Here is a 21,927-nt window from a genome sequence, read left to right on the forward strand (position 1 = left end):
CCTACAACGCCGACTCCTCGAGCGCGGGCTACGACCCGACCCCGAAGCCGGACGCGAACCCGATCGACGGCAAGGGCCCGATCGCCTACACCGAGCGCAAGCGCGTTGAAGTCAAGGCGCCGGGCATCATCCCCCGCAAGTCGGTTCATGAACCCGTTCAGACCGGCCTCAAGGCGATCGACGCCCTCGTCCCCGTCGGCCGTGGCCAGCGCGAGCTGATCATCGGTGACCGCCAGACCGGCAAGACCGCCGTCGCGATCGATACCTTCATCAACCAGAAGGGCATCAACGCGGGCGACGACGAGGGCAAGAAGCTCTACTGCATCTATGTCGCCGTCGGCCAGAAGCGCTCGACCGTCGCGCAGATCGTCAAGCAGCTCGAAGAAAACGGCGCGATGGAATATTCGATCGTCGTCGCCGCGACCGCTTCGGAGCCGGCTCCGCTCCAGTATCTGGCGCCCTACACCGGCGTCACCATGGGCGAGTTCTTCCGCGACAACGGCATGCACGCCGTGATCGTCTATGACGACCTTTCCAAGCAGGCCGTCGCCTATCGCCAGATGTCGCTACTGCTGCGTCGTCCTCCGGGCCGCGAAGCCTATCCGGGTGACGTCTTCTATCTCCACAGCCGCCTGCTGGAGCGCGCTGCGAAGATGAACGATGCCAACGGCAATGGCTCGCTGACCGCGCTGCCGATCATCGAGACGCAGGCCGGCGACGTGTCGGCCTACATCCCGACCAACGTGATCTCGATCACCGACGGCCAGATCTTCCTTGAAACCAACCTCTTCTACCAGGGCATCCGTCCGGCCATTAACGTGGGTCTGTCGGTGTCGCGCGTCGGCTCCGCCGCGCAGACCAAGGCGATGAAGAAGGTTTCCGGCTCGATCAAGCTGGAGCTGGCCCAGTATCGCGAAATGGCGGCCTTCGCCCAGTTCGGTTCGGACCTCGACGCGTCGACGCAGAAGCTGCTGAACCGCGGCGCGCGCCTCACCGAACTGCTCAAGCAGGCCCAGTTCTCGCCGCTGCCCTTCGAAGAGCAGACCGCGTCGATCTTCGCGGGCACCAACGGCTATCTGGACGGCATCCCGGTCAAGGATGTGACGCGTTACGAAGAGCTGATGCTCGCCTATCTGCGTCACGACCATGCCGATGTCCTCGCCGCGATCCGCGACAGCAAGGATCTGGGCGACGAGCCCAAGGCGAAGCTGAAGGCCGCGCTGGACTCGTTCGGCAAGACCTTTGCGTAAGACTGGCGCCTAAGACGTGCTGACCGCCCATTCCCTCCTTGCCTGGACCGTCATGGCGATCGGTCTGGTGCTGCTGCCGGGACCGGACACCATGCTGGTGGCCGGTCACGCTGCGCGGCGCGGGCTGAAGGCGGGAATGGCGGCGATCGGCGGCATCCAGCTCGGCGGCCTCTTCTACATGGCGCTCTGCGGCTTCGGCTTCCTCAGCGTCCTGAATGCGGTGCCGGGCCTGTTCATGGCGGTGAAGATCGCTGGCGCGATCTACCTCGCATGGCTGGGTTTTTCGATGCTCCGCAACGCGGTGAAGCCCGCGCCCGTTTCGCAAGCGCCCCGGCTGCGGATCGGCGGATCGCCCTTCGCCCAGGGTTTCATCAGCACCGTGCTGAACCCGAAGGTTGCGATCTTCTTCCTTGCCGCTTTGCCGCAGTTCGTCGGCACCGGCCCGGAGGCGCCGTTTCAGGGCATGGCGCTGATCGCGATCGTCTATGGTTTGGGCTTCGTCTGGTGCGCCCTTCTCGCCGTCCTCGCCACGAAGGCGGGGCGCAAGGTCGGGCAGAGCAGCGCGATGCGCTGGTTCGAAGGCGCCATGGGCGTCGGTTTCTTTGGTCTCGCGGGCCGTCTGGCCCTTGCTCGGAATGTTTGAACTATGGCTAGCCTCAAGGAACTGAAGCTGCGCATCGGGTCGGTGAAGTCGACCCAGAAGATCACCAAGGCCAAGCAGATGGTCGCCGCCGCGAAGCTCCGCAAGGCGCAGGCCGCAGCCGAGGCCGCGCGCCCCTATTCCAGCCGTCTGGAAGCGGTCGTCGCCAGCCTCGCCTCGAAGATCGCAGGCGGTTCGGGCGAAGGCGCCTCCCCGCTGCTCGCTGGCACCGGCAAGGATGAAGTCCATCTGCTGGTCGTCGCCAACTCCGACCGTGGCCTCGCCGGCGCGTTCAACGCGAACATCGTCAAGGCCGCCCGGGCCAAGGCCGATGAACTGATCGAGCAGGGCAAGACCGTCCGCTTCTATCTGGTGGGCCGCAAGGGCCGCCCGGTCATCAACCGCACCTTCCCCGGCATGATCGTCGCCCAGTATGACACCACCGGCGCGAAGGAACCCAGCTATGCTCAGGCCGAGGAAATCGCGCATGAGCTGACGCAGATGTATCTGAACGGCAAGTTCGACGTCGCGCACCTCTTCTTCTCGCGCTTCAAGTCGGCCCTCGCCCAGATCCCGACCGAGCAGCAGATCATCCCGGTCAAGATCCCGGAGGACGCCGATCGCAACGCCATCGGCGCGACGGTGGAATATGAGCCGAGCGAGGAAGCGATCCTCGACGACCTGCTGCCGCGCAACGTCACGGTGCAGATCTTCAAGGCGCTGCTGGAAAACAACGCGTCCGAACAGGGCGCTTCGATGACCGCCATGGACAATGCGACCCGCAATGCCGGCGACCTCATCAACAAGCTGACCATTCAGTACAACCGCAGCCGTCAGGCCGCGATCACCACCGAACTCGTCGAAATCATCTCGGGCGCCGAAGCCCTTTAAGTGCAGGCAAGGACAGAAGTCATGGCAACCACCAACAATGTAGGCCGCATTTCGCAGGTCATCGGCGCTGTCGTCGACGTGACCTTTCCCGATGCGCTCCCCGCGATTCTCTCGGCGCTGGAAACCAGCAACAACGGCCAGCGCCTGGTGCTGGAAGTCGCCCAGCATCTGGGTGAGAACACCGTCCGCACCATCGCGATGGACTCGACCGATGGTCTGACCCGCGGTCAGGAAGTGACCGACACCGGCGCGCAGATCAGCGTTCCCGTCGGCCCGGCTACCCTCGGCCGCATCCTGAACGTCGTCGGTGAGCCGATCGACGAGCGCGGTCCGGTGGAAACCACCCTCTCCGCCCCGATCCACGCCAAGGCTCCCGAGTTCGTCGACCAGTCGACCGACGCGTCGATCCTGGTCACCGGCATCAAGGTCATCGACCTTCTCGCCCCCTACGCAAAGGGCGGCAAGATCGGCCTGTTCGGCGGCGCGGGCGTCGGCAAGACGGTTCTCATCCAGGAACTGATCAACAACATCGCAAAGGGCCATGGCGGCACCTCGGTCTTCGCGGGCGTCGGTGAACGCACCCGTGAAGGCAACGACCTCTATCACGAATTCCTCGACGCCGGCGTTATCGCCAAGGACGCCGACGGCAACGCGATCAGCGAAGGTTCGAAAGTGGCGCTGGTCTATGGCCAGATGAACGAGCCGCCGGGCGCCCGCGCGCGCGTCGCCCTGTCGGGCCTCACCATCGCGGAATATTTCCGCGACCAGGAAGGCCAGGACGTGCTGTTCTTCGTCGACAACATCTTCCGCTTCACCCAGGCGGGCGCGGAAGTGTCGGCCCTGCTCGGCCGTATTCCTTCGGCCGTGGGCTATCAGCCGACCCTCGCCACAGACATGGGGGCGCTGCAGGAGCGCATCACCTCGACCAACAAGGGTTCGATCACCTCGGTTCAGGCCGTGTACGTTCCCGCGGACGACTTGACCGACCCGGCGCCTGCCACCTCGTTCGCGCACCTTGACGCCACCACCGTTCTCAACCGCGCCATTTCGGAACTGGGCATCTATCCGGCGGTCGACCCGCTGGATTCGACCAGCCGCGTTCTGGAACCCCGCGTCGTCGGTCAGGAACATTATGAAACCGCCCGCGCGGTTCAGGCGATCCTGCAGAAGTACAAGTCGCTTCAGGACATCATCGCGATCCTGGGCATGGACGAGCTGTCCGAAGAGGACAAGCTGACCGTCGCCCGCGCCCGCAAGATCCAGAAGTTCCTGTCGCAGCCCTTCCACGTCGCCGAAGTCTTCACCGGCATCTCGGGCAAGTTCGTCCAGATCGAAGACACGGTGAAGTCGTTCAAGGCCGTGGTCGAAGGCGAATATGACCATCTGCCCGAAAACGCCTTCTACATGGTCGGCGGCATCGACGAAGCCATCGAAAAGGCAAAGAAGCTGGCTGCCGAAGCCGCCTGATCGAACTCATGACGCCCCTCCCCAAGTGGGGAGGGGGCATAGGACATAGACAATGGCACTGCATTTCGAACTCGTGACCCCGGAAAAGCTCGTCCGCTCGGAAGAGGTCTATCAGGTCGTCGTTCCCGGCACCGATGGCGACTTCGGCGTGCTGGAAGGCCACGCCCCCTTCATGTCGACCGTCCGCGACGGCGCGATCCAGATCTTCGCCAACGCCGGCAGCGCACCCGAAGTCATCCCGGTCCGCGGCGGCTTTGCCGAGGTCAATGAAAAGGGCCTGACCGTCCTTGCGGAGCATGCCGGCTGACACGGCGCGGACAATTGGTCCCATCATCAGCAAAAGGCCGCGTTCTTATCGGAACGCGGCCTTTTTGCGTCAGTGGTTCCACGACCATCGTCTGCCGGAAGGCGCCCCGCATCATCGGCTGTTGATCGGGCGCCGGCCAGCGTTCGCCACGGCGCCTGCGCGCCGGCCATTAGCCATTTATCAAAGTTTCCGCCCTATTCACCTTTGTCAGACATAGCTGATACCAGTCATTCCGGCGGAGAATCATGAGCGCGTTTGGACGGAAAAATGGACCCGCCGGCATCAAGCCCGGTTTCGGCATCGCCCGCCCGATGCAGGGCAGCGCCCCCCGCGAAGAGGTCAAGGGCGGCGACCAGTTCCCTCCGCTCGACATCGCGTCCCTGCCCAGCGAAGCGCCCCTCGATCCGCTGGCTGCGCCGACCAGCCAGATGCAGCGCAATGCCGATGCGATGCAACGCCTGTCCGAGCGCGCCAATGCCGAGCATGCCGTGGACACCGGCCCGCAGGGCTTTGAAGCGTCCGTCCACAAGATCAAGGAGCAGGTCCTTCCCCGCCTGCTGGAACGCGTCGATCCCGAAGCCGCCGCGACGCTGACCAAGGATGAACTGGCCGAGGAATTCAGGCCGATCATCATGGAAGTGCTGGCCGAACTTAAGCTGACGCTCAACCGGCGCGAGCAGTTCGCACTGGAAAAGGTGCTGGTGGACGAGCTGCTGGGCCTTGGCCCGCTCGAAGAATTGCTCGCCGATCCCGACGTCAGCGACATCATGGTCAACGGCCCGGAGCAGACCTATATCGAAAAGAAGGGCAAGCTCCAGATCGCGCCGATCAAGTTTCGCGACGAGGAGCATCTGTTCCAGATCGCCCAGCGCATCGTGAACAAGGTCGGTCGCCGCGTCGACCAGACGACGCCGCTGGCGGACGCCCGCCTGCCCGACGGCAGCCGCGTCAACGTGATCGTCCCACCGCTTTCGCTGCGCGGGACCGCCATTTCGATCCGTAAATTTTCCGCCAAGCCGATCACCATCGACATGCTCGCCCAATGGGGAGCGATGAGCCAGAAAATGGCGACCGCGCTCAAGATTGCGGGCGCCTGCCGGTTCAACATCGTGATTTCGGGCGGCACCGGCTCAGGCAAGACCACCATGCTCAATGCCCTGTCGAAGATGATCGACCCGGGCGAACGCGTGCTGACCATCGAAGACGCGGCGGAACTGCGCCTGCAACAGCCGCACTGGCTGCCGCTGGAAACGCGTCCGCCGAATCTGGAGGGTCAGGGCGCGATCACCATCGGCGACCTCGTCAAGAACGCCCTGCGCATGCGTCCCGACCGCATCATCCTGGGCGAAATCCGCGGCGCGGAATGTTTCGACCTGCTCGCCGCGATGAACACGGGCCATGACGGCTCCATGTGCACGCTCCACTCCAACTCGCCGCGCGAATGCCTTGGCCGTATGGAGAATATGATCCTGATGGGCGACATCAAGATCCCCAAGGAAGCCATTTCCAAACAGATCGCCGACTCGGTGGACCTGATCGTGCAGGTCAAGCGTCTGCGCGACGGTTCGCGCCGCGTCACCAACGTCACCGAAGTGATCGGCATGGAAGGCGACGTCATCGTCACGCAGGAACTGTTCAAGTTCGAATATCATGACGAAGACGACAGCGGAAAGATCATCGGGGAATATCGCTCGATGGGCCTGCGCCCCTATACGCTGGACAAGGCGCGGCAGTTCGGCTTCGATCAGCCCTTCCTGGAAGCCTGCCTGTAGGACCGATGCGTAACTTTATGTTGCTGGCGGCAAATTTCCTCCGGCTCGACTTGCATCGCTGACGCGCGAAAGGCACATCGGGAGCCTCCCCGAAAAGAGAGGATTCCCGATGAACCGTCTCGCCCCCATGGGCCTGTTGCTGACCGGCCTCGCCCTCCCCCTCGCACCGCTCGCCGCGCAACATGCGGAACATGGCAGCCATCAGGCCGCCGATCCGATCGCCGCCGCCGTCGCCGCATCCAGCCGCACGCCTGCCAACATCGCCCGCGACGCCTATCGCCATCCGGCTGAAACGCTGGCCTTTTTCGGTGTCACGCCCGGTCAGACCGTGGTGGAATACTCCCCCAGCGGCGGCTGGTATACCGAGATTCTGGCGCCCCTGCTGCGCGACAAGGGTACATTCTACGCGCTTCAGCCGACCGGGCGCTATCTGGACGGCTACAGGACGTTCCTCGCCGCCAAGCCGGCAGTCTATGACAGGGTGAAGCTGGTTCCCTTCCCCGATCAGGCCGGCCAGATACCGGCGGGCAGCGTCGACACGCTGCTGACCTTCCGCAACGTGCACAATATGGTGATGGGCGGCACGGAAACGGCCACCTTCAAGGCCTTTTACGACCTGCTCAAACCGGGCGGCACATTGGGAATCGTCGACCATCGCCTGCCCGAAAGCCGCGACACGGCGCTGGAAAAGACCAGCGGCTATCTGAAAGTGTCGACCATTCGCCGCCTCGCGGAAGCAGCGGGCTTCGAATATGCCGGGTCGTCGGAAATCAACGCCAATCCCAAAGACACGGCGGATTGGGAAAAGGGCGTGTGGACCCTGCCCCCAACCCTGCGCAACGGCGAAACCGACAGGGCCAAGTATCTGGCGATCGGGGAAAGCGACCGGATGACGCTCAAATTCCGCAAACCCGCAAAATAGGCGAAATGCGGCTTTGCGGTTGCGCAGGCGGGCGGCCGGGTTAAAGCGAGGCGGTGCAACCGCCTTCGCCCATCAGCCCGCCGGAGGAAATCCCGCCGCCGCCCTCCCCCCGGGAGGAGCGGCCACTGATGGCCATCGGCCTGCGGCTGGCGGCCATGGCCTTTCTGTCCACCATGTTCGCTCTCAGCAAGATCGTCAGCGCGCGCGGCGTGCATCTTGGGGAAACGCTTTTTTACCGGCAGGCCCTGGCTCTGCCGCTGATCCTGCTCTGGGTCATGTTGACCGACGGCCTGCGTGCAGTAAGAACCAATCGCCTGGGCGCGCATGTCAACCGGACGGCGCTCGGCCTGACGGGCATGGCGCTCAATTTCGGCTCCTATCTGCTGCTGCCGCTCACGGAAGCGACCACCATCGGCTTTTCCATGCCGATTTTCGCCACCCTGCTGTCTGCGCTGCTGCTGCGCGAACGGACGGGTCCCCATCGCTGGGCTGCGATCCTTCTCGGCTTTTGCGGCATATTGGTCATGGTGCGCCCTGACGGCGCGCATTTCCCTGCCCTGGGTCTGGGCGTCGCGCTGACCGCCGCCGTCATGACCGCCTGCATCAGCCTGCTGCTGCGTGATCTGGGCCGCACCGAAAAGGCCGGCGTGATCGTGTTCTGGTTCACGGCGCTATCCATACCGCCGCTCTGCATCGTGATGCTGTTCGTGGGGCAGGCGCATGATCCGCTGACATGGCTGCTGCTCGGGTTGCTGGGCCTTGTCGGCGGCGCGGCGCAGCTCTGCATGACGGGCGCGCTGCGTCTGGCGCCGGTGTCGGTCGTGCTTCCCATGGATTACAGCACCATCATCTGGTCGACGCTTTTTGGCCTGTTCCTCTGGGGGGAATGGCCCCTTTCCAGCACCTGGATCGGGGCCACCCTCATCATTGCCAGCGGGCTCTACATCGCCTGGCGGGAACATGTCCGCACCCGGCGCATGGCGTCAGCCTAGCAGTTCCGCGTCCAGGCTGATTTCGGCGTTCAGTACCTTGGACACCGGGCAGTTGGCCTTCGCCTTGGCGGCCAGTTCCTGAAATTGCGCATCGTCCGCGCCGGGGATCGTCGCCTTCAACGTCAGTCTGCTCGCCGTGATGGCAAAGCCGCCATCCTTCTGCTCCAGCGTCACGACCGCATTGGTTTCCATCTTCTCCGCCGTCAGCCCGGCCTCGCCCAGAATCAGCGACAGCGCCATGGTGAAGCAGGAGGCGTGCGCCGCCGCGATCAGTTCCTCCGGATTGCTGCCCGGCACCCCTTCGAAACGCATCGCAAAGCCATAGGGCTGCGCGTCCAGCGCGCCGCTCTGGGTCGAGATCGCGCCTTTGCCGTCCTTCAGGCCACCGCTCCATACCGCCGATCCGCTGCGATTGATCTTCATGACTTTCCTCCTCTGTTCATCCAAGGAACCCCGCCGCCACCCCGCGGTTTCATCACTATAAGGCGAATTTCGCAGGAGAGTGACAATGACGGACGCGGTGACGGAAAATCATGGCGACCTGATCGCATCCGACCGGGTCGAAGGAACGGCGGTCTATAATCGCGCGGGCGAGCGGCTGGGCCGGATCTCCAATTTCATGGTCGACAAGCGGAGCGGACAGGCCCGCTATGCGGTGCTGTCCTTCGGCGGCTTTCTGGGCATGGGTCACGATCATTATCCCCTGCCCTGGTCGATGCTGCATTATGACACCGACAAGGGCGGCTATGTCGTCGATCTCGCCAAGGACATATTGGAAGATGCGCCCCGCCATCTTCCGGATGAGCGGCCTGACTATAATGATACCTACGGTCGCAGCGTCTTCCAATATTATGGCCTGATCTATCCATGGTAACGGCCTGTTTTCAATGACTTGAAGAGAGCGCGTCGGACCGGGTCCGGCGCGCTCCTTTTTCCTGAACCTCAGATTAATCGGGCCGCCCAATTTCCGACACATTTTGTCGCTTGTCCATTGTCTACTTAATAAATAGAATTATGTCTGTCCCCCATACAGGACGAGGATGAGACCATGGAGCGATTCGGACATTCAGGAGACGCGCGCCAGCCGGTCGTGCTGACCATTCCGGGCCTCAACAACAGCGGCCCGGGCCATTGGCAGACGCTTTGGGAAGAAAAGCGCGGCGATTGCGAACGCGTGGATCTGGGCAGCTGGGCCAGCCCCAGCCGCAACAGCTGGGTCAACCGGCTGGACGCCGCGATCCGCGCAGCCGACGGCCCGATCATTCTGGCCGCCCATAGTCTGGGCTGTCTGGCGGTTGCCTGGTGGGGCGCCTTGCAGAGTCAGGCCTATGGCTGGCCGGTGACCGGCGCGTTGCTGGTGGCGCCGCCCGACTGCGACCGGATGGAAACGCCCGAAACGATCGGCGGCTTCGGCCCCACGCCCCGCGCCCAACTGCCTTTTCCTTCAATCGTCGTGGCAAGCCGCAACGACCCCTATATTTTCTTCGAGCGCGCTCACAGCATCGGCAAGAATTGGGGGAGCAGCTTCGTCGATGCGGGCTATTGCGGCCATATCAACGCGGAATCAGGACTTGGCGAATGGCGTTTCGGGCAGGCGCTGCTCGAAAAACTGATCGACAACGCGCATGAGCAGGCCTCTGCCATGCGTCAGCTGCGTCCTGCTATCCCCCTGGCCCATCAGGAGCGACGGCTGGCCGCACTGCGGGTTCATAGCTGAACGGCTTAACCGGGGCGCGACAAGAGAAACTTGAGCGCCCCTTATATTTGCTTTTTTGTCTACCATAACAGTTGAGATAAAGAGCGGTGACGAGGTGCTTATGAATGAAAACCGATCGATTGAATTTGCCCGGAACGGCCGCGACGGGCCGCGCCAGGACATCGCGCTCAGCATCGACAAGGTGCGCGCTGTGCTGGAGGCGCTCCGTTTCGGCTCCGTCACGCTCACCGTCCATGACGCGCGCGTGGTCCAGATCGACGTTACGGAAAAGACGCGCCTGACCGCCTGATCGCGGACGGGGGCCATACAGGGTCGCTGAACAAGGCCCGTCTCAAGGCGGGTTGGATAATGAGTGGCAAGGGGTGGGCCACATTTACCATTCCCAAAGACCATCGGCTTTGACCGGACCGCCGGAAATGCCGCGATCAATTTCACCGGACATCCGGAAGGGGAATTATCATGATTGCGCGTTTCCTGTGGCTTGCCGGCGTGGCAAGCGCATCCATCATTGCGTCCAATGCTTCTGCGCAGGACGCGCCTCAGCCCACGGCGGACAATCCCGCCGACAGCGCTGAGCAAAGCAGCCCTCGCGGCGAAGTGATCATCGTCACTGCCCGCCGCCGTCAGGAAACGGCGCAGGAAGTGCCGCTGGCGATTTCGGTGATCAAGGGCGACAGCATCGAAGCCACCGGCAATTTCAACGTCGTGAAGCTCCAGCAGCTGGCGCCGACCTTGCAGGTCTATACGACCAATCCGCGCAACACCTCGGTCAACATCCGCGGCCTTGGCGTTCCGTTCGGCCTGACCAGCGACGGGTTCGAGCAGGGCGTCGGCATCTATGTCGACGACGTCTATAATTCCCGTGTCGCCGCCGCGACCTTCGACTTTCTCGACGTCAGCCAGGTCGAAGTGCTGCGCGGTCCGCAGGGCACGCTTTACGGCAAGAACACCACGGCAGGCGCGATCAACATCACGACCAACCAGCCCACCTTCGATTTCGAGGGCCGCGCCGAACTGACCGCGGGCAACCTCAACTACAAGCAGGCGAAGGCCGCCATTTCCGGCCCGCTGTCAGACACGATCGCCGCCCGCATCGCGGTCGCCACGACCAGCCGCCGGGGCACGATCTACAACGTCACGTCCCAGCGCTGGATCAACGAGCAGGACAATCTGGGCCTTCGCGGGCAATTGCTGTTCAAGCCGACCGATAATTTCAGCCTCACATTGTCGGGCGACTACAGCAAGCAGGACCCGGAATGCTGCGGCACCGTGTTCGTGCGGGTGGGCACGACGCAACGCCCGATCACGCGCCAATATGATGAGCTGGTCAAGGCGATCAACGCCAACCCGAACCCCGCCTATCCGGGCCGCAACTATGCCGTGCCCAGCCGCAATCCCTATGACCGGCTGACCGATCTCGACAGCAACCTGAACGCTGGCAACAAGATCGGCGGCGTGTCGGCCAAGATAAAGTGGGATGTCGGCCCCGGTACGCTGACCTCCGTCACCGCCTGGCGCTTCTGGGACTGGAAGCCGGAGAATGACCGCGACTTCACCGGCCTGTCGATCGTGTCGAAATCGCAGAACCCCTCGCAGCAGGACCAGTATAGCCAGGAATTCCGCTATAATTACGAAAGCCAGAAGATCGACTTCGTGGTCGGCCTGTTCGGCTTCAAGCAGCGGATCGACACCCAGGGCACGGAGCAGCAGGGCGCGGACGCCAGCCGCTGGAGCCTGACCGGCGCGAATGCCGGGAATCCGAGCATCCTGCAGGGCCTGACCGCGACCAACACGCAGTGGCTCAAGAGCACCAGCGCGGCGCTGTTCGGCCAGCTAAGCTGGAAGGTGACCGACGCCCTGACCATCCAGCCGGGCGCGCGCCTGAACTACGACAAGAAGTCGGGCTTCTACCAGCGCGTGGTCACCACCGGCTCCGGCGCGGTCATCAACAGTTGCGCGCCCACCGCGACACAGGGCAATGCCGTGCTGACAGCGCAGTGCGGCGTCTACCAGCCGCAGCTCAGCGCGCCGTCCGACAGCGCCTGGAACTTCACCTACGACTTCAACGTCAATTACAAGATCGCGCAGGACATCCTGGCCTATGCGACCTATGCGAAGAGCTTCAAGACGCTGGGCATCAACCAGAATGGCTTGCCGCTCAATTCGGACAATACGGTGAACTACGACGCGGGCACGGTGAAGCCGGAACGGGTCAACCATTTCGAAGTCGGCCTGAAGACCCAGTTCTGGGACCGCCGGGCGACCTTCAACCTCACCGCCTTCCGCACGGAGATCAAGAATTTCCAGGCGACGGTGAACGGCGGCCAGTTCGGCACCGTGCGCGGCTATCTCGCCAATGCGGACAAGGTCCAGTCGCAGGGCATCGAAGCGGACTTGAAGGTCGTCGCCAGCGATCGCTTCACCGCCTATGCCAACGGCGCCTATACCGACGCCAAGTACAAGAAGTTCACCAACGCGCCCTGCCCGCCCGAACTGTCCGGCGGCACCTTCGTGACCGGCAACCAGACACCGGGCGCACCCGGACAGCCCGGACTCAGCCCGCGCCAGTGCGACATTTCCGGCCAGGACCTGCCCGGCGTGTCGAAATGGGCTTTCTCCTATGGCGCGGAATATAATGTTCCGGTCACGCTGCTGGACAAGGATGGGCAAATCTATCTGGGCGTCGACGGCAATTACCGTTCGCACTGGAACAGCAACGCCTCGCCGTCCATCTATACCGAGGTGAAGGGCTATGCCCTCACCAACTTCCGCGCTGGCTTCCGTGGCGAAGGCTTCGATGTCTTCGGCTGGGTCCGCAACGCCTTCGACGTCGACTATATGGACAATCTGCAGGTCGCGCCCGGCAACACCGGCCTGATCGCAGGCATGCCCGGCGACCCGCGGACCTGGGCGGCACGCTGAAATTCTCGTTCTGACTTTCCACGAGGTTCACCCCCTGCGGGAGCGGCACGGCCCTGTCGCTCCCGCATTTTTTGATGCCGCCTTCCTCCAACTGGCCTGCGCCATGATTTGCGCATGCAGGCGCGCTGCGGTAGAGCGCGGCCATGTCCACGACCTTCACGCTCGACACCTCGACCAGCCGCGCTCATCCCACGCCCGCGCCGATGAAGCGGCTGACCGTGCCCGCTATCCAGCGCCGCAAGTTCGAGGGGAAGACGCAGGAACCGCTGGTGATGCTGACCGCCTATACGGCGCGGCAGGCCCAGCTGCTCGACCCGCATTGCGACATGCTGCTGGTCGGCGATTCGCTGGGCCAGGTGATTTACGGCCTGCCCTCCACCCTGCCGGTCACGCTCGACATGATGATCGCCCATGGCGCCGCCGTCGTGCGCGGCAGCTATCACAGCGTCGTGCTGGTCGACATGCCCTTCGGCAGTTACGAAGCCTCTCCGCAACAGGCCTTTGCCAGCGCCAGCCGCGTCATGGCCGAAACCGGCTGCGCGGGCGTCAAGCTGGAGGGCGGCGAGGCGATGGCGGAAACCATCGCCTTCCTCAGCCAGCGCGGCATACCGGTGATGGCGCATATCGGCCTCACCCCGCAGGCGGTGAACGCGCTGGGCGGCTATGGCGCGCGCGGCAAGAGCCAGGAGGAGCATGCCAAGATCATCTCCGACGCCCGCGCCGTCGCGCAGGCGGGCGCCTTCGCGATGGTGATCGAGGGCGTGATGGAGGATATCGCCATCGCCGTCACCGACAGCGTAGACGTGCCGGTCATCGGCATCGGTGCCTCGGCCCATTGCGACGGCCAGGTGCTGGTGGCGGAAGACATGCTGGGCATGTTCGAGCGCGTTCCCCGTTTCGTGAAGCGTTATGAAAATATCGCGGAGACCATCAGCAATGCGGCCGCCCAATATGCCGCCGACGTCAAAAAGCGGAACTTTCCGACCGAAGATCAGGTCTATCGGCCCAAAAAGTGATTTGCCTCAGCACCAAGCGCCGCTATTGATCGCGCCTTCTGCGTGCCTTTTTTGACGATTTTCTGGAGACGGTCTTGGCCCTGACGCCGCAAAACAGCGAAGCCTTCATGCGCGAGGTGGACGAGGCCGTCCGTCAGGACCAGTTGCTGACCTTCTGGGAGCGCTTCGGCCGCGCGATCGTCGCTCTGGTCATCCTGGGCCTTTTGGCTTTCGCGGGCTATCTCTATTGGCAGCACCACACAAAGACCCAGTCGCAGGCCGTTTCAGAAGAAATGGACAAGGTGATCGCCACCGCCGCAGGCGGCGGCACGCCCGATGCGAAGGAACTGGAAAAGCTGGCAAACGCCAGCCAGCCCGGCTTCCGCGCGTCCGCCCTGCTGGTGAAGGCAGGCGCCGCCGCGCGCAAGGGCGACAACAAGACCGCCATCGCCGCCTATCAGGCCATGGCCAATGACAGCGCGCTCGACCAGCCCTATCGCGATCTGGCGCTGATCCGCCAGACGACGCTGGAATATGAAAGCCTCAAACCCCAGCAGGTCGTCGACCGGCTGAAGCCGCTGGCGGTAGAGGGCGCGCCATGGTTCGGCAGCGCGGGGGAACTGGTCGCCATCGCCTATATGAAGATGCGCAAGCCTGATCTGGCCGGTCCGCTGTTCGCCGCCATGGCCAAGGATCAGAATGTGCCCCAGTCGATCCGTTCACGCGCGCGACAGATGGCAGGTTTATTGGGTGTCGATGCGGTGGAAACGCCCGCCGAACCGGTCAAGGGATGATAGGGCGCTTGAGGATGCACAGCATGACGAAATTTGCGGGCGCCCGTCGCGCCGTGACCGTTGCGATGATGGTCGGCCTGCTCGCCGGCTGCGGCGTGATCGGGGGCAAGAAGGGCGGACCCAAGACCCCGGTGGTGGGCAAGCGCACCTCGATCCTGAGCAATGAGCAGGGCGTGGAGGTCGATCCCACGCTGGCCGACGTCCCCGTGACCCTGCCCGAACCCTATGCCAATGACCAATGGTCGCAGCCCGGCGGCAGCCCGGCCAAGACCATGGGCAATCTGGCGCTCGCAGCGTCGCCGTCGCAGGCCTGGAGCGCGTCGATCGCGGGCAGCACGCCGCAGGCGCGCCTCGCCTCCGCTCCGGTGGTGGTCGGCGGCAAGCTCTATGTCATCGACGCCGATGCGCGGGTCATCGCGTTCGACGCCAACAGCGGCGCCCGGCTGTGGCAGACGCCCCTCCCCGCCGAAGGCAGCGGCCGCGCCCTGTTCGGCGGCGGCGTCAGCGTCATCGACGGCAAGCTCTACGCCAGCACCGGCGTCGGCGATGTTGCCGCGCTGGACGCCAATACGGGCGCAATCCTGTGGAAGAAGCGCCCCGGCGGCCCGCTGCGCGGCGCGCCGACGCTGGCCAACGGCCATGTCTATGTCATGGGGCAGGACAATCAGATCTTCGCCCTCAACCAGTCCGACGGCGCCGTCCAGTGGACCGACAGCGGCACCTTGCAGGTTACCGGCATTTTCGGCGTCGCCGCCCCCGCCGCGGCGCAGGGCACGGTGATCGCGGGCTACAGCTCGGGCGAACTGACCGCCTATCGCTATGAAAATGGCCGGACCCTCTGGGGCGACGCTCTCTCGCGCACCAGCATTTCCACCGCCGTCGCATCGCTGACCGACATTGACGCCGACCCGGTAATCGACCGCGGTCGGGTGTTCGCCATCGGCCAGGGCGGCCGCATGGCCTCCTACGAACTGGTGAGCGGGCAGCGCCTCTGGGAAATCAACATCGCCGGCATCTCCACGCCCTCGGTCGTGGGCGAATGGGTGTTCGCCGTCACCAGCGACGCCAAGCTGCTCTGCGTCGCCCGCGCCACCGGCAAGATCCGCTGGATCAGCCAGCTGCGCCGCTGGCAGAAGGAAAAGAAGAAGGACAAGGCGATCCGCTGGACCGGCCCGGTGCTGGCGGGCGGGCGCCTGATTCTGGTATCCACCCATGGCGACCTCAACTATGTCGATCCCACGACCGGCAAGCTCCAGGCGGAAGTTGACCTGAAGAAATCCATGTCGCTCTCGCCGGTGGTCGCCAACAACACGCTCTATATTCTGGCCGATGACGGCAAGCTGACGGCGTTCCGTTAACGCCATCAATGTTGTAGACAAGCGTGCTCCTGCGCAGGCGGAGGTCCGGTCCCGATGCGGGAACTGGCCCTTCGCCTGCGCAGGAGCACCACTATTTTAAGGAAACGGGCCACATGCTGCCCACCGTTGCGATTGTCGGGCGGCCCAATGTGGGCAAGTCCACCCTCTTCAACCGGCTCGTCGGCAAGAAGCTGGCGCTGGTCGACGACCAGCCCGGCGTGACCCGCGACCGGCGCGAAGGGCAGGCTAACCTGCTCGGCGTCGATTTCACCATCATCGACACCGCCGGTTATGAGGATGAAGATCCGCAGACCCTTCCGGGCCGGATGCGCATGCAGACGCAGGCGGCGGTGGAAAATGCCGACGTCGCGCTGTTCGTCGTCGACGCGCGCGCGGGGATTACCCCGCTGGATGAGGAAATCGCCCGCTGGCTGCGCGAGGGCGACGCTCCCGTCGTGCTGATGGCCAACAAGGCGGAAGGCAAGGCCGGCGACGATGGCGTCATGGAGGCGTTCAGCCTGGGACTGGGCGACCCCATCCCCTTCTCCGCCGAACATGGCCAGGGCTTGGCCGATCTGTTCCAGGCGCTCCTCCCCTATATCGACCGTGAGGTGGAGGAAGAGGAGGAGACCGAACTGGGCGAGGCGGATCTCGAAGCCGCCCCGCTCAAGCTCGCGATCGTGGGCCGTCCCAATGCGGGCAAGTCGACCCTCATCAACCGCCTGCTGGGTGAGAACCGCCTGCTGACCGGACCGGAAGCGGGCATCACCCGCGACAGCATCGCCGTCGACTGGCAATGGACCGCCCCCGACGGGCAGGAACGCCCCGTCCGGCTGATCGATACGGCAGGCATGCGCAAGCGCGCCAAGGTGCAGGACAAGCTGGAAAAACTCGCCGTTTCGGACGGCCTGAACGCTGTGAACTTCGCCGAAGTGGTGGTGCTGCTGCTCGATTCCACCCGCGGGCTGGAGGCGCAGGATCTGCGCATCGCCGACCGGGTGCTGGAGGAAGGCCGCGCCCTCGTCATCGCGCTCAACAAATGGGACACGGTGGAAAATGGCTCGGCGCTCTATCAGGGCATCAAGCAGGCGCTTTCCGACGGGCTCGCGCAGATACGCGGCGTGCCGATCATGACCGTTTCGGCCGCCACCGGCAAAGGGCTGGACGACCTGATCCGCGTCGCCTTCGAAACCCGCACCGCCTGGTCGCAGCGTGTCTCGACCGGCATCCTCAACCGCTGGTTCGAACGCGCGCTGGAGGCCAATCCGCCCCCCGCGCCGGGCGGCAAGCGGATCAAGCTGCGCTACATCACCCAGAACAAGACCCGCCCGCCGACCTTCGTGCTGTTCGGCACCCGGCTCGACGAACTGCCGGAAAGCTATCGCCGCTATCTGGTGAACGGCATCCGCAAGGAATTGGGCTTCGGCGCGGTGCCGGTGCGGCTGACGCTGCGCAGCGCCAAAAATCCCTATGCCAGCAAGTGATCCGGCGCATATCGACGCCAGGGGGATGAAATGCCCCTGGCCCGCGCTCCGGGTCGCCCGCGCCATGCGCACGGCGGACGCCGTCACCATCGAGGCGGACGATCCCATCGCGCCCGGCGAGCTGGAGGCGCTGGCCCGGCAGCAGGGCTGGAGCCTGACGAGCGACCGACCGCATTTTTTCGCCCTTACCCGGCCGGTCTGAAGCTCTGCGACCATATCAGGGCTGATATGGCTTAACCCGGCGTTTACGCGCAGCGCCTATCCTCCCCCGGCAAGACAGGGAGTGTCGCGAAGGTGTCATATCAAGAGGCCGATCTGGTCAACTGGACCGAGTTTGCCAAGTCCCGATCGGAATTGGGCACCGCTTTCCTGCGGATTCTGGGCTATTTCCGGGAAGATGGCGAAAAGGCGATCGGCGCGATCGAGGAGGCCATCCGCGCGCACAGCGCTGCGGCGCTGGTCACCCCCGCCCACACGCTGAAGGGCGAATCCGCCCAGTTCGGCGCCCATCGCCTGAGCGGCATGGCGGAAAAGATCGAAATGGTCGCCCGCCGCTGCGTGGAGACCCGCGAAGCCCCCGATGAGCTGATCGAGGATGTGGTGGCGCTGCGCCCCTGCTTCACCGAAACGATGGCCCTGCTCGACCGCGACTCCAATCCGCTGGTGGCCCGTCGGCCCACCGGCTTCGGCCGCCGCGTCGACAGCCCGGCGCAGGGTTTCGGCCGCGCCGTCTGAACTGCGTCAATTAGGTATTGAAATAAAACGGGTCAGTGCCCCATATCCGGGCCATGACCCGTTTTTCCGTTCTGGACCTCGTCCCCGTCACCGAAGGCAGCACGCCCGGCGAAGCGCTCGGCCGCGTCGCCGCCTTTGCCGCCCATGCCGAAGCTCTGGGCTTTCACCGCTATTGGGTGGCGGAACATCATGGCATGCCGGGCATCGCATCGGCCGCGACCGCGGTGGTGCTGGCGCATATCGGTCAGGCGACCCGCCATATCCGCATCGGCGCGGGCGGCATCATGTTGCCCAATCACGCGCCGCTGCTGATCGCGGAGCAGTTCGGGACGCTCGCCGCGCTGTTTCCCGGACGCGTCGATCTGGGGCTGGGCCGGGCGCCCGGTTCCGACCAGCGGGTGGCGCAGGCAATGCGCCGCACCCTGACCGGCGGCCCTGACGAATTTCCACGCGACGTCATGGAATTGCAAGCCTATTTCGCGGGCGACGCCCGGCTCGGCTTTCAGGCGACCCCCGGCGCAGGCGAAGACGTACCGATCTGGATCCTCGGCTCCAGCCTCTACGGCGCGCAACTCGCGGCGGCGCTTGGCCTGCCCTACGCCTTCGCCTCCCATTTCGCGCCGGGCGCGCTGGACGAGGCGATCGCCATCTACCGCCGCGACTTCCGCCCGTCGGCCCAGCTCAAATATCCCTATGTGATGGCGGGTTTCAACGTTTTCGCGGCCGACACAGCGGAAGAGGCGCGCCTTGTCGCCACCTCCATGCAACAGGCCTTCGTCCGCCTGCGCACTGGCCAGCCGGGCAAGCTGCAACCACCCCTGCCCGGCTATTATGAAAGCCTGCCGCCCCCGGCGCAGGCGATGCTGGCCGACGTGCTGAGCGCATCCACCATCGGCACCCAGGCCGATATCGAGCGCGATCTTTCCGCCTTCATCCGCCGGACGCAGGTGGACGAGGTCATATTGGGCGGCCAGATCTACGATTTCGACGCTCGCAAGCGCAGCCTCGAAATCGCCATGGCCGCGGCCCGGGCGGTGTCAGGCGGCCATGAGGCGGCCGCCGCTCAATAATCGGGCAACCCGCGGCGACGCCCGGCTGAGCAACGATCCCAGCACCATCACAGCCACCAGCACCAGCAGGGGCTGCACCAGCAGATAGGCGGGGTAAAAGGGCGAACCGAGCTTGCCGAACAGCGCGCCCAGCACCGGCCCGCCCAGCCAGATCAGGATGAGGTGGGAGCAGAAGAGGAAGAAGGCGAAAGGCTCGATCCGCAGCAGCATTCCCCGCGCCCCGCTCGCGGCGAGGCTCCATGCCAGCCGCCAGAAAAACAGCGCCGCCGCGACCCGCACCGCCATGTCCAGCGCCGCCATCTCCAGCACTGGCAACCCCATGCCCGACCCGTCGGCGCCCGGATGCAGCGAAGCGAAAAGCTGCGCGCTCATCAGCAGGACGAAGGGCGGGGCCGCCACCGTCCAGGGCAACGCCGCCACGCGGTCGGCCAGCCCTTCGCGCCGGGCAATTATGCCCATCACGAAGAAGAACAGGATCGATGCCCGCATCAGCACCGGCGGACCCCAGCCCATGATCTGGGACAGCGCCGCCATCGCCGCGATCATCCCCAGCGCCCAGCCCGGCAGCCGCACGAACAGCGGCGCTGCGACCATGCACAGGAAGAGATCGCGCAGGAACGGCATCTGGACGTTGATGTCCGGGTTCCGGCTGACAATGAACAATTCCTCGAACATCCAGCCGGTCGAGGAAGGCACCGGGGCGGACAAGCCCAAAATCCATGCCGCGCCCGACACGAGCAGAATCGCCAGCCCGTTCCACAGGATCATCGGCAACAGGATCGTGCGCGCCTTGCGCCCCACATGGCGCAGCCAGTCCTGCGTGCGCGAGGAGCCCGCCACCAGCCATCCGGAAATCAGGCCCAGCAGCGGCACCGCGCTGCGCCCGAAAATCTCCATCAGCGCCCAGCGCAGACTGTCTTGCGGCGTCCCCCGCAGGCTTTCCAGATCATGGCCGTTCAGACCCGTCCAGGCATGGACGTAGACCACGCCCAATATGCAGATGACGCGCGCGACGGCGATCGCATCGGATCGCCGCGCCGCCAGCGCGACAGCAGCGCGATCCTTCCGATTTTCCGCCCCTGTTTCAATGGCCAAAGCCGACACCCGGTTCCTTTCAGCGCGATGGCGCGGGTCAGCCGCCGCGCCGATTTCCGAGATGAGATAAGCATAATCTTTACCAGTCGCGGGCTAAATCGGCCCAACGTGCCGGAATCCGGTCCGGTCGAGGGGGAATAAAGGCTCATGACCCATATGCACGGTGCAGATCATTTCGCCAGCGCCCAACCGCATGCCCTGTCGGCAGCCAGAGACGCGATGGGCATGGTCTTCCAGATTGCAGGGTCCAGTTCGAAACTCATCATCGACGCCGGCCGCATCGCCGCGCTCGCCCATGACGCCGACCCCTGCATCGCGATGGCGGGTCAGGTCGGCAGCCAGGTGAAGATGCGCGTCGGCAATGTGTGGCTGATCGCCAGCGTCCGGACGATGACGATGGACCGGCGGGACGGTGCCAGCATCATCGCCGACATCGACTTTCTGGGCGAGGGCGACGAGGAAAAGCTGACCGGGCGCATCTACCGCTTCCGCCGGGGCGTCACCCGCTACCCCACGCCCGGCACGGAGGTCTATCCGGTGTCGAGCGAGGACATGCGCCAGATCTATGCGGCCGACGACCGCCCCCATGTGCAGATCGGCACCGTCTACCCCACGACCGACACGCGCGCGGCGCTCTATGTCGATTCCATGCTCGGCAAGCATTTCGCGCTGCTGGGATCGACCGGCACGGGCAAGTCGACCAGCGCCGCCCTGATCCTGCACCGGATCTGCGACCTGTCGCCCGAAGGGCATATCGTCATGATCGACCCGCATGGCGAATATGGCGCCGCCTTCCAGCAAAATGGCGCGGTCTACGACGTCAACAACCTTGCCCTCCCCTATTGGCTGATGAATTTCGAGGAGCATTGCGAGGTGTTCGTCACCTCCGAAGGTTCCGAACGCACGGTCGATTGCGACATTCTCGCAAAATGCCTGCTCGCCGCGCGTTCGAAGAATCGCCTCGCAGAAGCCATCGGACGGCTGACGGTCGATTCGCCGGTCCCCTATCTGCTGTCCGACCTCACCAACATTCTCCAGAATGAGATGGGGAAACTGGACAAGGGCACCGGATCGCTGCCCTATATGCGGCTCAAGACCAAGATCGACGAGATCAAGACCGATCCGCGCTACAGCTTCATGTTCTCCGGCATGCTGGTCGCGGACTCGATGCAGGAATTCATCGCCAAGATCTTCCGCCTGCCCGCGGGCGGCAAGCCGATCTCGATCATCGACGTGTCGGCCATGCCTTCCGACATTACCTCCGTCGTCGTGTCGGTGCTGTCGCGGCTGGTGTTCGACTATGCCATCTGGGCGCGCGACGAGCCGCAGCGGCCGATCCTGCTGGTCTGCGAGGAGGCGCATCGCTATATCCCGTCCTCCACCACGGGCAGCGGTCAGGCGGTGGACGAGGTGCGTCCCTTCTTCTCGATTCGCCATGACGATGTCTTCGACGATCAGGATGAAGATGGACGCGGCGATGCGCGGGGCCGGACCCTGGCGTACTGGCAGCTGCACC

Annotated in this window: 21 protein-coding genes and 1 pseudogene; 20 read left to right on the forward strand and 2 right to left on the reverse strand. The window is 64.4% G+C overall.

What is annotated here, in order from left to right:
• The 8 genes from atpA to ACFC3J_RS15915 form a co-directional block, all read left to right on the forward strand.
• Positions 1 to 1,250: F0F1 ATP synthase subunit alpha (gene atpA / locus ACFC3J_RS15880; protein ID WP_375197092.1), on the forward strand; the 1,250-nt coding region annotated here is incomplete at its 5' end.
• 16 nt (positions 1,251 to 1,266) lie between these two features.
• Positions 1,267 to 1,893: a LysE family translocator gene (locus tag ACFC3J_RS15885; protein ID WP_375197093.1), complete on the forward strand. Its 627-nt coding sequence runs from the start codon at positions 1,267 to 1,269 to the stop codon at positions 1,891 to 1,893.
• Positions 1,894 to 1,896: 3 nt separating this feature from the next.
• Positions 1,897 to 2,781 carry a F0F1 ATP synthase subunit gamma gene (locus ACFC3J_RS15890; RefSeq protein WP_375197094.1) on the forward strand — a complete coding sequence of 295 codons (885 nt, stop codon included), beginning with the start codon at positions 1,897 to 1,899 and terminating at the stop codon, positions 2,779 to 2,781.
• A 21-nt stretch (positions 2,782 to 2,802) separates the two neighbouring features.
• Positions 2,803 to 4,248, forward strand: a complete 1,446-nt coding sequence (atpD, locus tag ACFC3J_RS15895; RefSeq protein WP_007683648.1) for a F0F1 ATP synthase subunit beta — start codon at positions 2,803 to 2,805, stop codon at positions 4,246 to 4,248.
• 52 nt (positions 4,249 to 4,300) lie between these two features.
• Complete coding sequence (locus tag ACFC3J_RS15900; RefSeq protein ID WP_176591603.1) at positions 4,301 to 4,555, forward strand: ATP synthase F1 subunit epsilon; 255 nt, start codon at positions 4,301 to 4,303, stop codon at positions 4,553 to 4,555.
• Positions 4,556 to 4,800: 245 nt separating this feature from the next.
• Complete coding sequence (locus ACFC3J_RS15905) at positions 4,801 to 6,327, forward strand: CpaF family protein (protein ID WP_375197095.1); 1,527 nt, start codon at positions 4,801 to 4,803, stop codon at positions 6,325 to 6,327.
• Between the two features lie 109 nt (positions 6,328 to 6,436).
• The gene (locus ACFC3J_RS15910; protein ID WP_375197096.1) at positions 6,437 to 7,249 is read left to right on the forward strand and encodes a class I SAM-dependent methyltransferase; all 813 of its coding nucleotides are present in this window, start codon (positions 6,437 to 6,439) and stop codon (positions 7,247 to 7,249) included.
• Positions 7,250 to 7,377: 128 nt separating this feature from the next.
• Positions 7,378 to 8,241, forward strand: coding sequence for a DMT family transporter (locus ACFC3J_RS15915; protein ID WP_375197097.1), 864 nt, complete (start codon positions 7,378 to 7,380; stop codon positions 8,239 to 8,241).
• Here the strand turns inward: ACFC3J_RS15915 and ACFC3J_RS15920 are convergent.
• Complete coding sequence (locus ACFC3J_RS15920) at positions 8,233 to 8,664, reverse strand: OsmC family protein (protein ID WP_375197098.1); 432 nt, start codon at positions 8,662 to 8,664, stop codon at positions 8,233 to 8,235. The two genes, ACFC3J_RS15915 and ACFC3J_RS15920, sit on opposite strands and share 9 nt — an antisense overlap.
• Positions 8,665 to 8,749: 85 nt before the next feature.
• On the opposite strand from ACFC3J_RS15920, the gene ACFC3J_RS15925 reads away from it, so the two are divergent.
• The 11 genes and pseudogenes from ACFC3J_RS15925 to ACFC3J_RS15975 all read left to right on the forward strand — a co-directional run bounded on the left by ACFC3J_RS15925 (position 8,750) and on the right by ACFC3J_RS15975 (position 19,316).
• Positions 8,750 to 9,115, forward strand: coding sequence for a PRC-barrel domain-containing protein (locus ACFC3J_RS15925; RefSeq protein WP_375197099.1), 366 nt, complete (start codon positions 8,750 to 8,752; stop codon positions 9,113 to 9,115).
• A gap of 174 nt (positions 9,116 to 9,289) precedes the next feature.
• Positions 9,290 to 9,958: an RBBP9/YdeN family alpha/beta hydrolase gene (locus ACFC3J_RS15930; protein WP_375197100.1), complete on the forward strand. Its 669-nt coding sequence runs from the start codon at positions 9,290 to 9,292 to the stop codon at positions 9,956 to 9,958.
• A gap of 100 nt (positions 9,959 to 10,058) precedes the next feature.
• The gene (locus ACFC3J_RS15935) at positions 10,059 to 10,247 is read left to right on the forward strand and encodes a YezD family protein (RefSeq protein ID WP_375197101.1); all 189 of its coding nucleotides are present in this window, start codon (positions 10,059 to 10,061) and stop codon (positions 10,245 to 10,247) included.
• Between the two features lie 170 nt (positions 10,248 to 10,417).
• Positions 10,418 to 12,894, forward strand: a pseudogene (locus ACFC3J_RS15940) (TonB-dependent receptor).
• Positions 12,895 to 13,023: 129 nt separating this feature from the next.
• Positions 13,024 to 13,896 carry a 3-methyl-2-oxobutanoate hydroxymethyltransferase gene (gene panB / locus ACFC3J_RS15945; RefSeq protein WP_375197102.1) on the forward strand — a complete coding sequence of 291 codons (873 nt, stop codon included), beginning with the start codon at positions 13,024 to 13,026 and terminating at the stop codon, positions 13,894 to 13,896.
• Between the two features lie 74 nt (positions 13,897 to 13,970).
• Complete coding sequence (locus tag ACFC3J_RS15950) at positions 13,971 to 14,669, forward strand: tetratricopeptide repeat protein (RefSeq protein ID WP_375197103.1); 699 nt, start codon at positions 13,971 to 13,973, stop codon at positions 14,667 to 14,669.
• 14 nt (positions 14,670 to 14,683) lie between these two features.
• Positions 14,684 to 16,027, forward strand: a complete 1,344-nt coding sequence (locus ACFC3J_RS15955; RefSeq protein WP_375197104.1) for a PQQ-binding-like beta-propeller repeat protein — start codon at positions 14,684 to 14,686, stop codon at positions 16,025 to 16,027.
• A gap of 113 nt (positions 16,028 to 16,140) precedes the next feature.
• The gene (gene der / locus ACFC3J_RS15960) at positions 16,141 to 17,511 is read left to right on the forward strand and encodes a ribosome biogenesis GTPase Der (RefSeq protein WP_375197105.1); all 1,371 of its coding nucleotides are present in this window, start codon (positions 16,141 to 16,143) and stop codon (positions 17,509 to 17,511) included.
• Positions 17,498 to 17,713: a sulfurtransferase TusA family protein gene (locus ACFC3J_RS15965; RefSeq protein ID WP_375197106.1), complete on the forward strand. Its 216-nt coding sequence runs from the start codon at positions 17,498 to 17,500 to the stop codon at positions 17,711 to 17,713. The genes der and ACFC3J_RS15965 overlap by 14 nt, the downstream gene beginning before the upstream one ends.
• Positions 17,714 to 17,805: 92 nt before the next feature.
• Positions 17,806 to 18,246 carry an Hpt domain-containing protein gene (locus ACFC3J_RS15970; RefSeq protein ID WP_375197107.1) on the forward strand — a complete coding sequence of 147 codons (441 nt, stop codon included), beginning with the start codon at positions 17,806 to 17,808 and terminating at the stop codon, positions 18,244 to 18,246.
• 53 nt (positions 18,247 to 18,299) lie between these two features.
• The gene (locus ACFC3J_RS15975; protein ID WP_375197108.1) at positions 18,300 to 19,316 is read left to right on the forward strand and encodes an LLM class flavin-dependent oxidoreductase; all 1,017 of its coding nucleotides are present in this window, start codon (positions 18,300 to 18,302) and stop codon (positions 19,314 to 19,316) included.
• Here the strand turns inward: ACFC3J_RS15975 and ACFC3J_RS15980 are convergent.
• Complete coding sequence (locus ACFC3J_RS15980; RefSeq protein ID WP_375197109.1) at positions 19,284 to 20,411, reverse strand: acyltransferase; 1,128 nt, start codon at positions 20,409 to 20,411, stop codon at positions 19,284 to 19,286. The two genes, ACFC3J_RS15975 and ACFC3J_RS15980, sit on opposite strands and share 33 nt — an antisense overlap.
• Before the next feature lie 147 nt (positions 20,412 to 20,558).
• Here ACFC3J_RS15980 and ACFC3J_RS15985 point away from each other — a divergent pair.
• The coding region (locus ACFC3J_RS15985) for an ATP-binding protein (protein ID WP_375197110.1) at positions 20,559 to 21,927 on the forward strand (1,369 nt) is incomplete at its 3' end.

The organism is Sphingobium sp. (assembly GCF_041987595.1).
Taxonomy (GTDB): domain Bacteria; phylum Pseudomonadota; class Alphaproteobacteria; order Sphingomonadales; family Sphingomonadaceae; genus Sphingobium.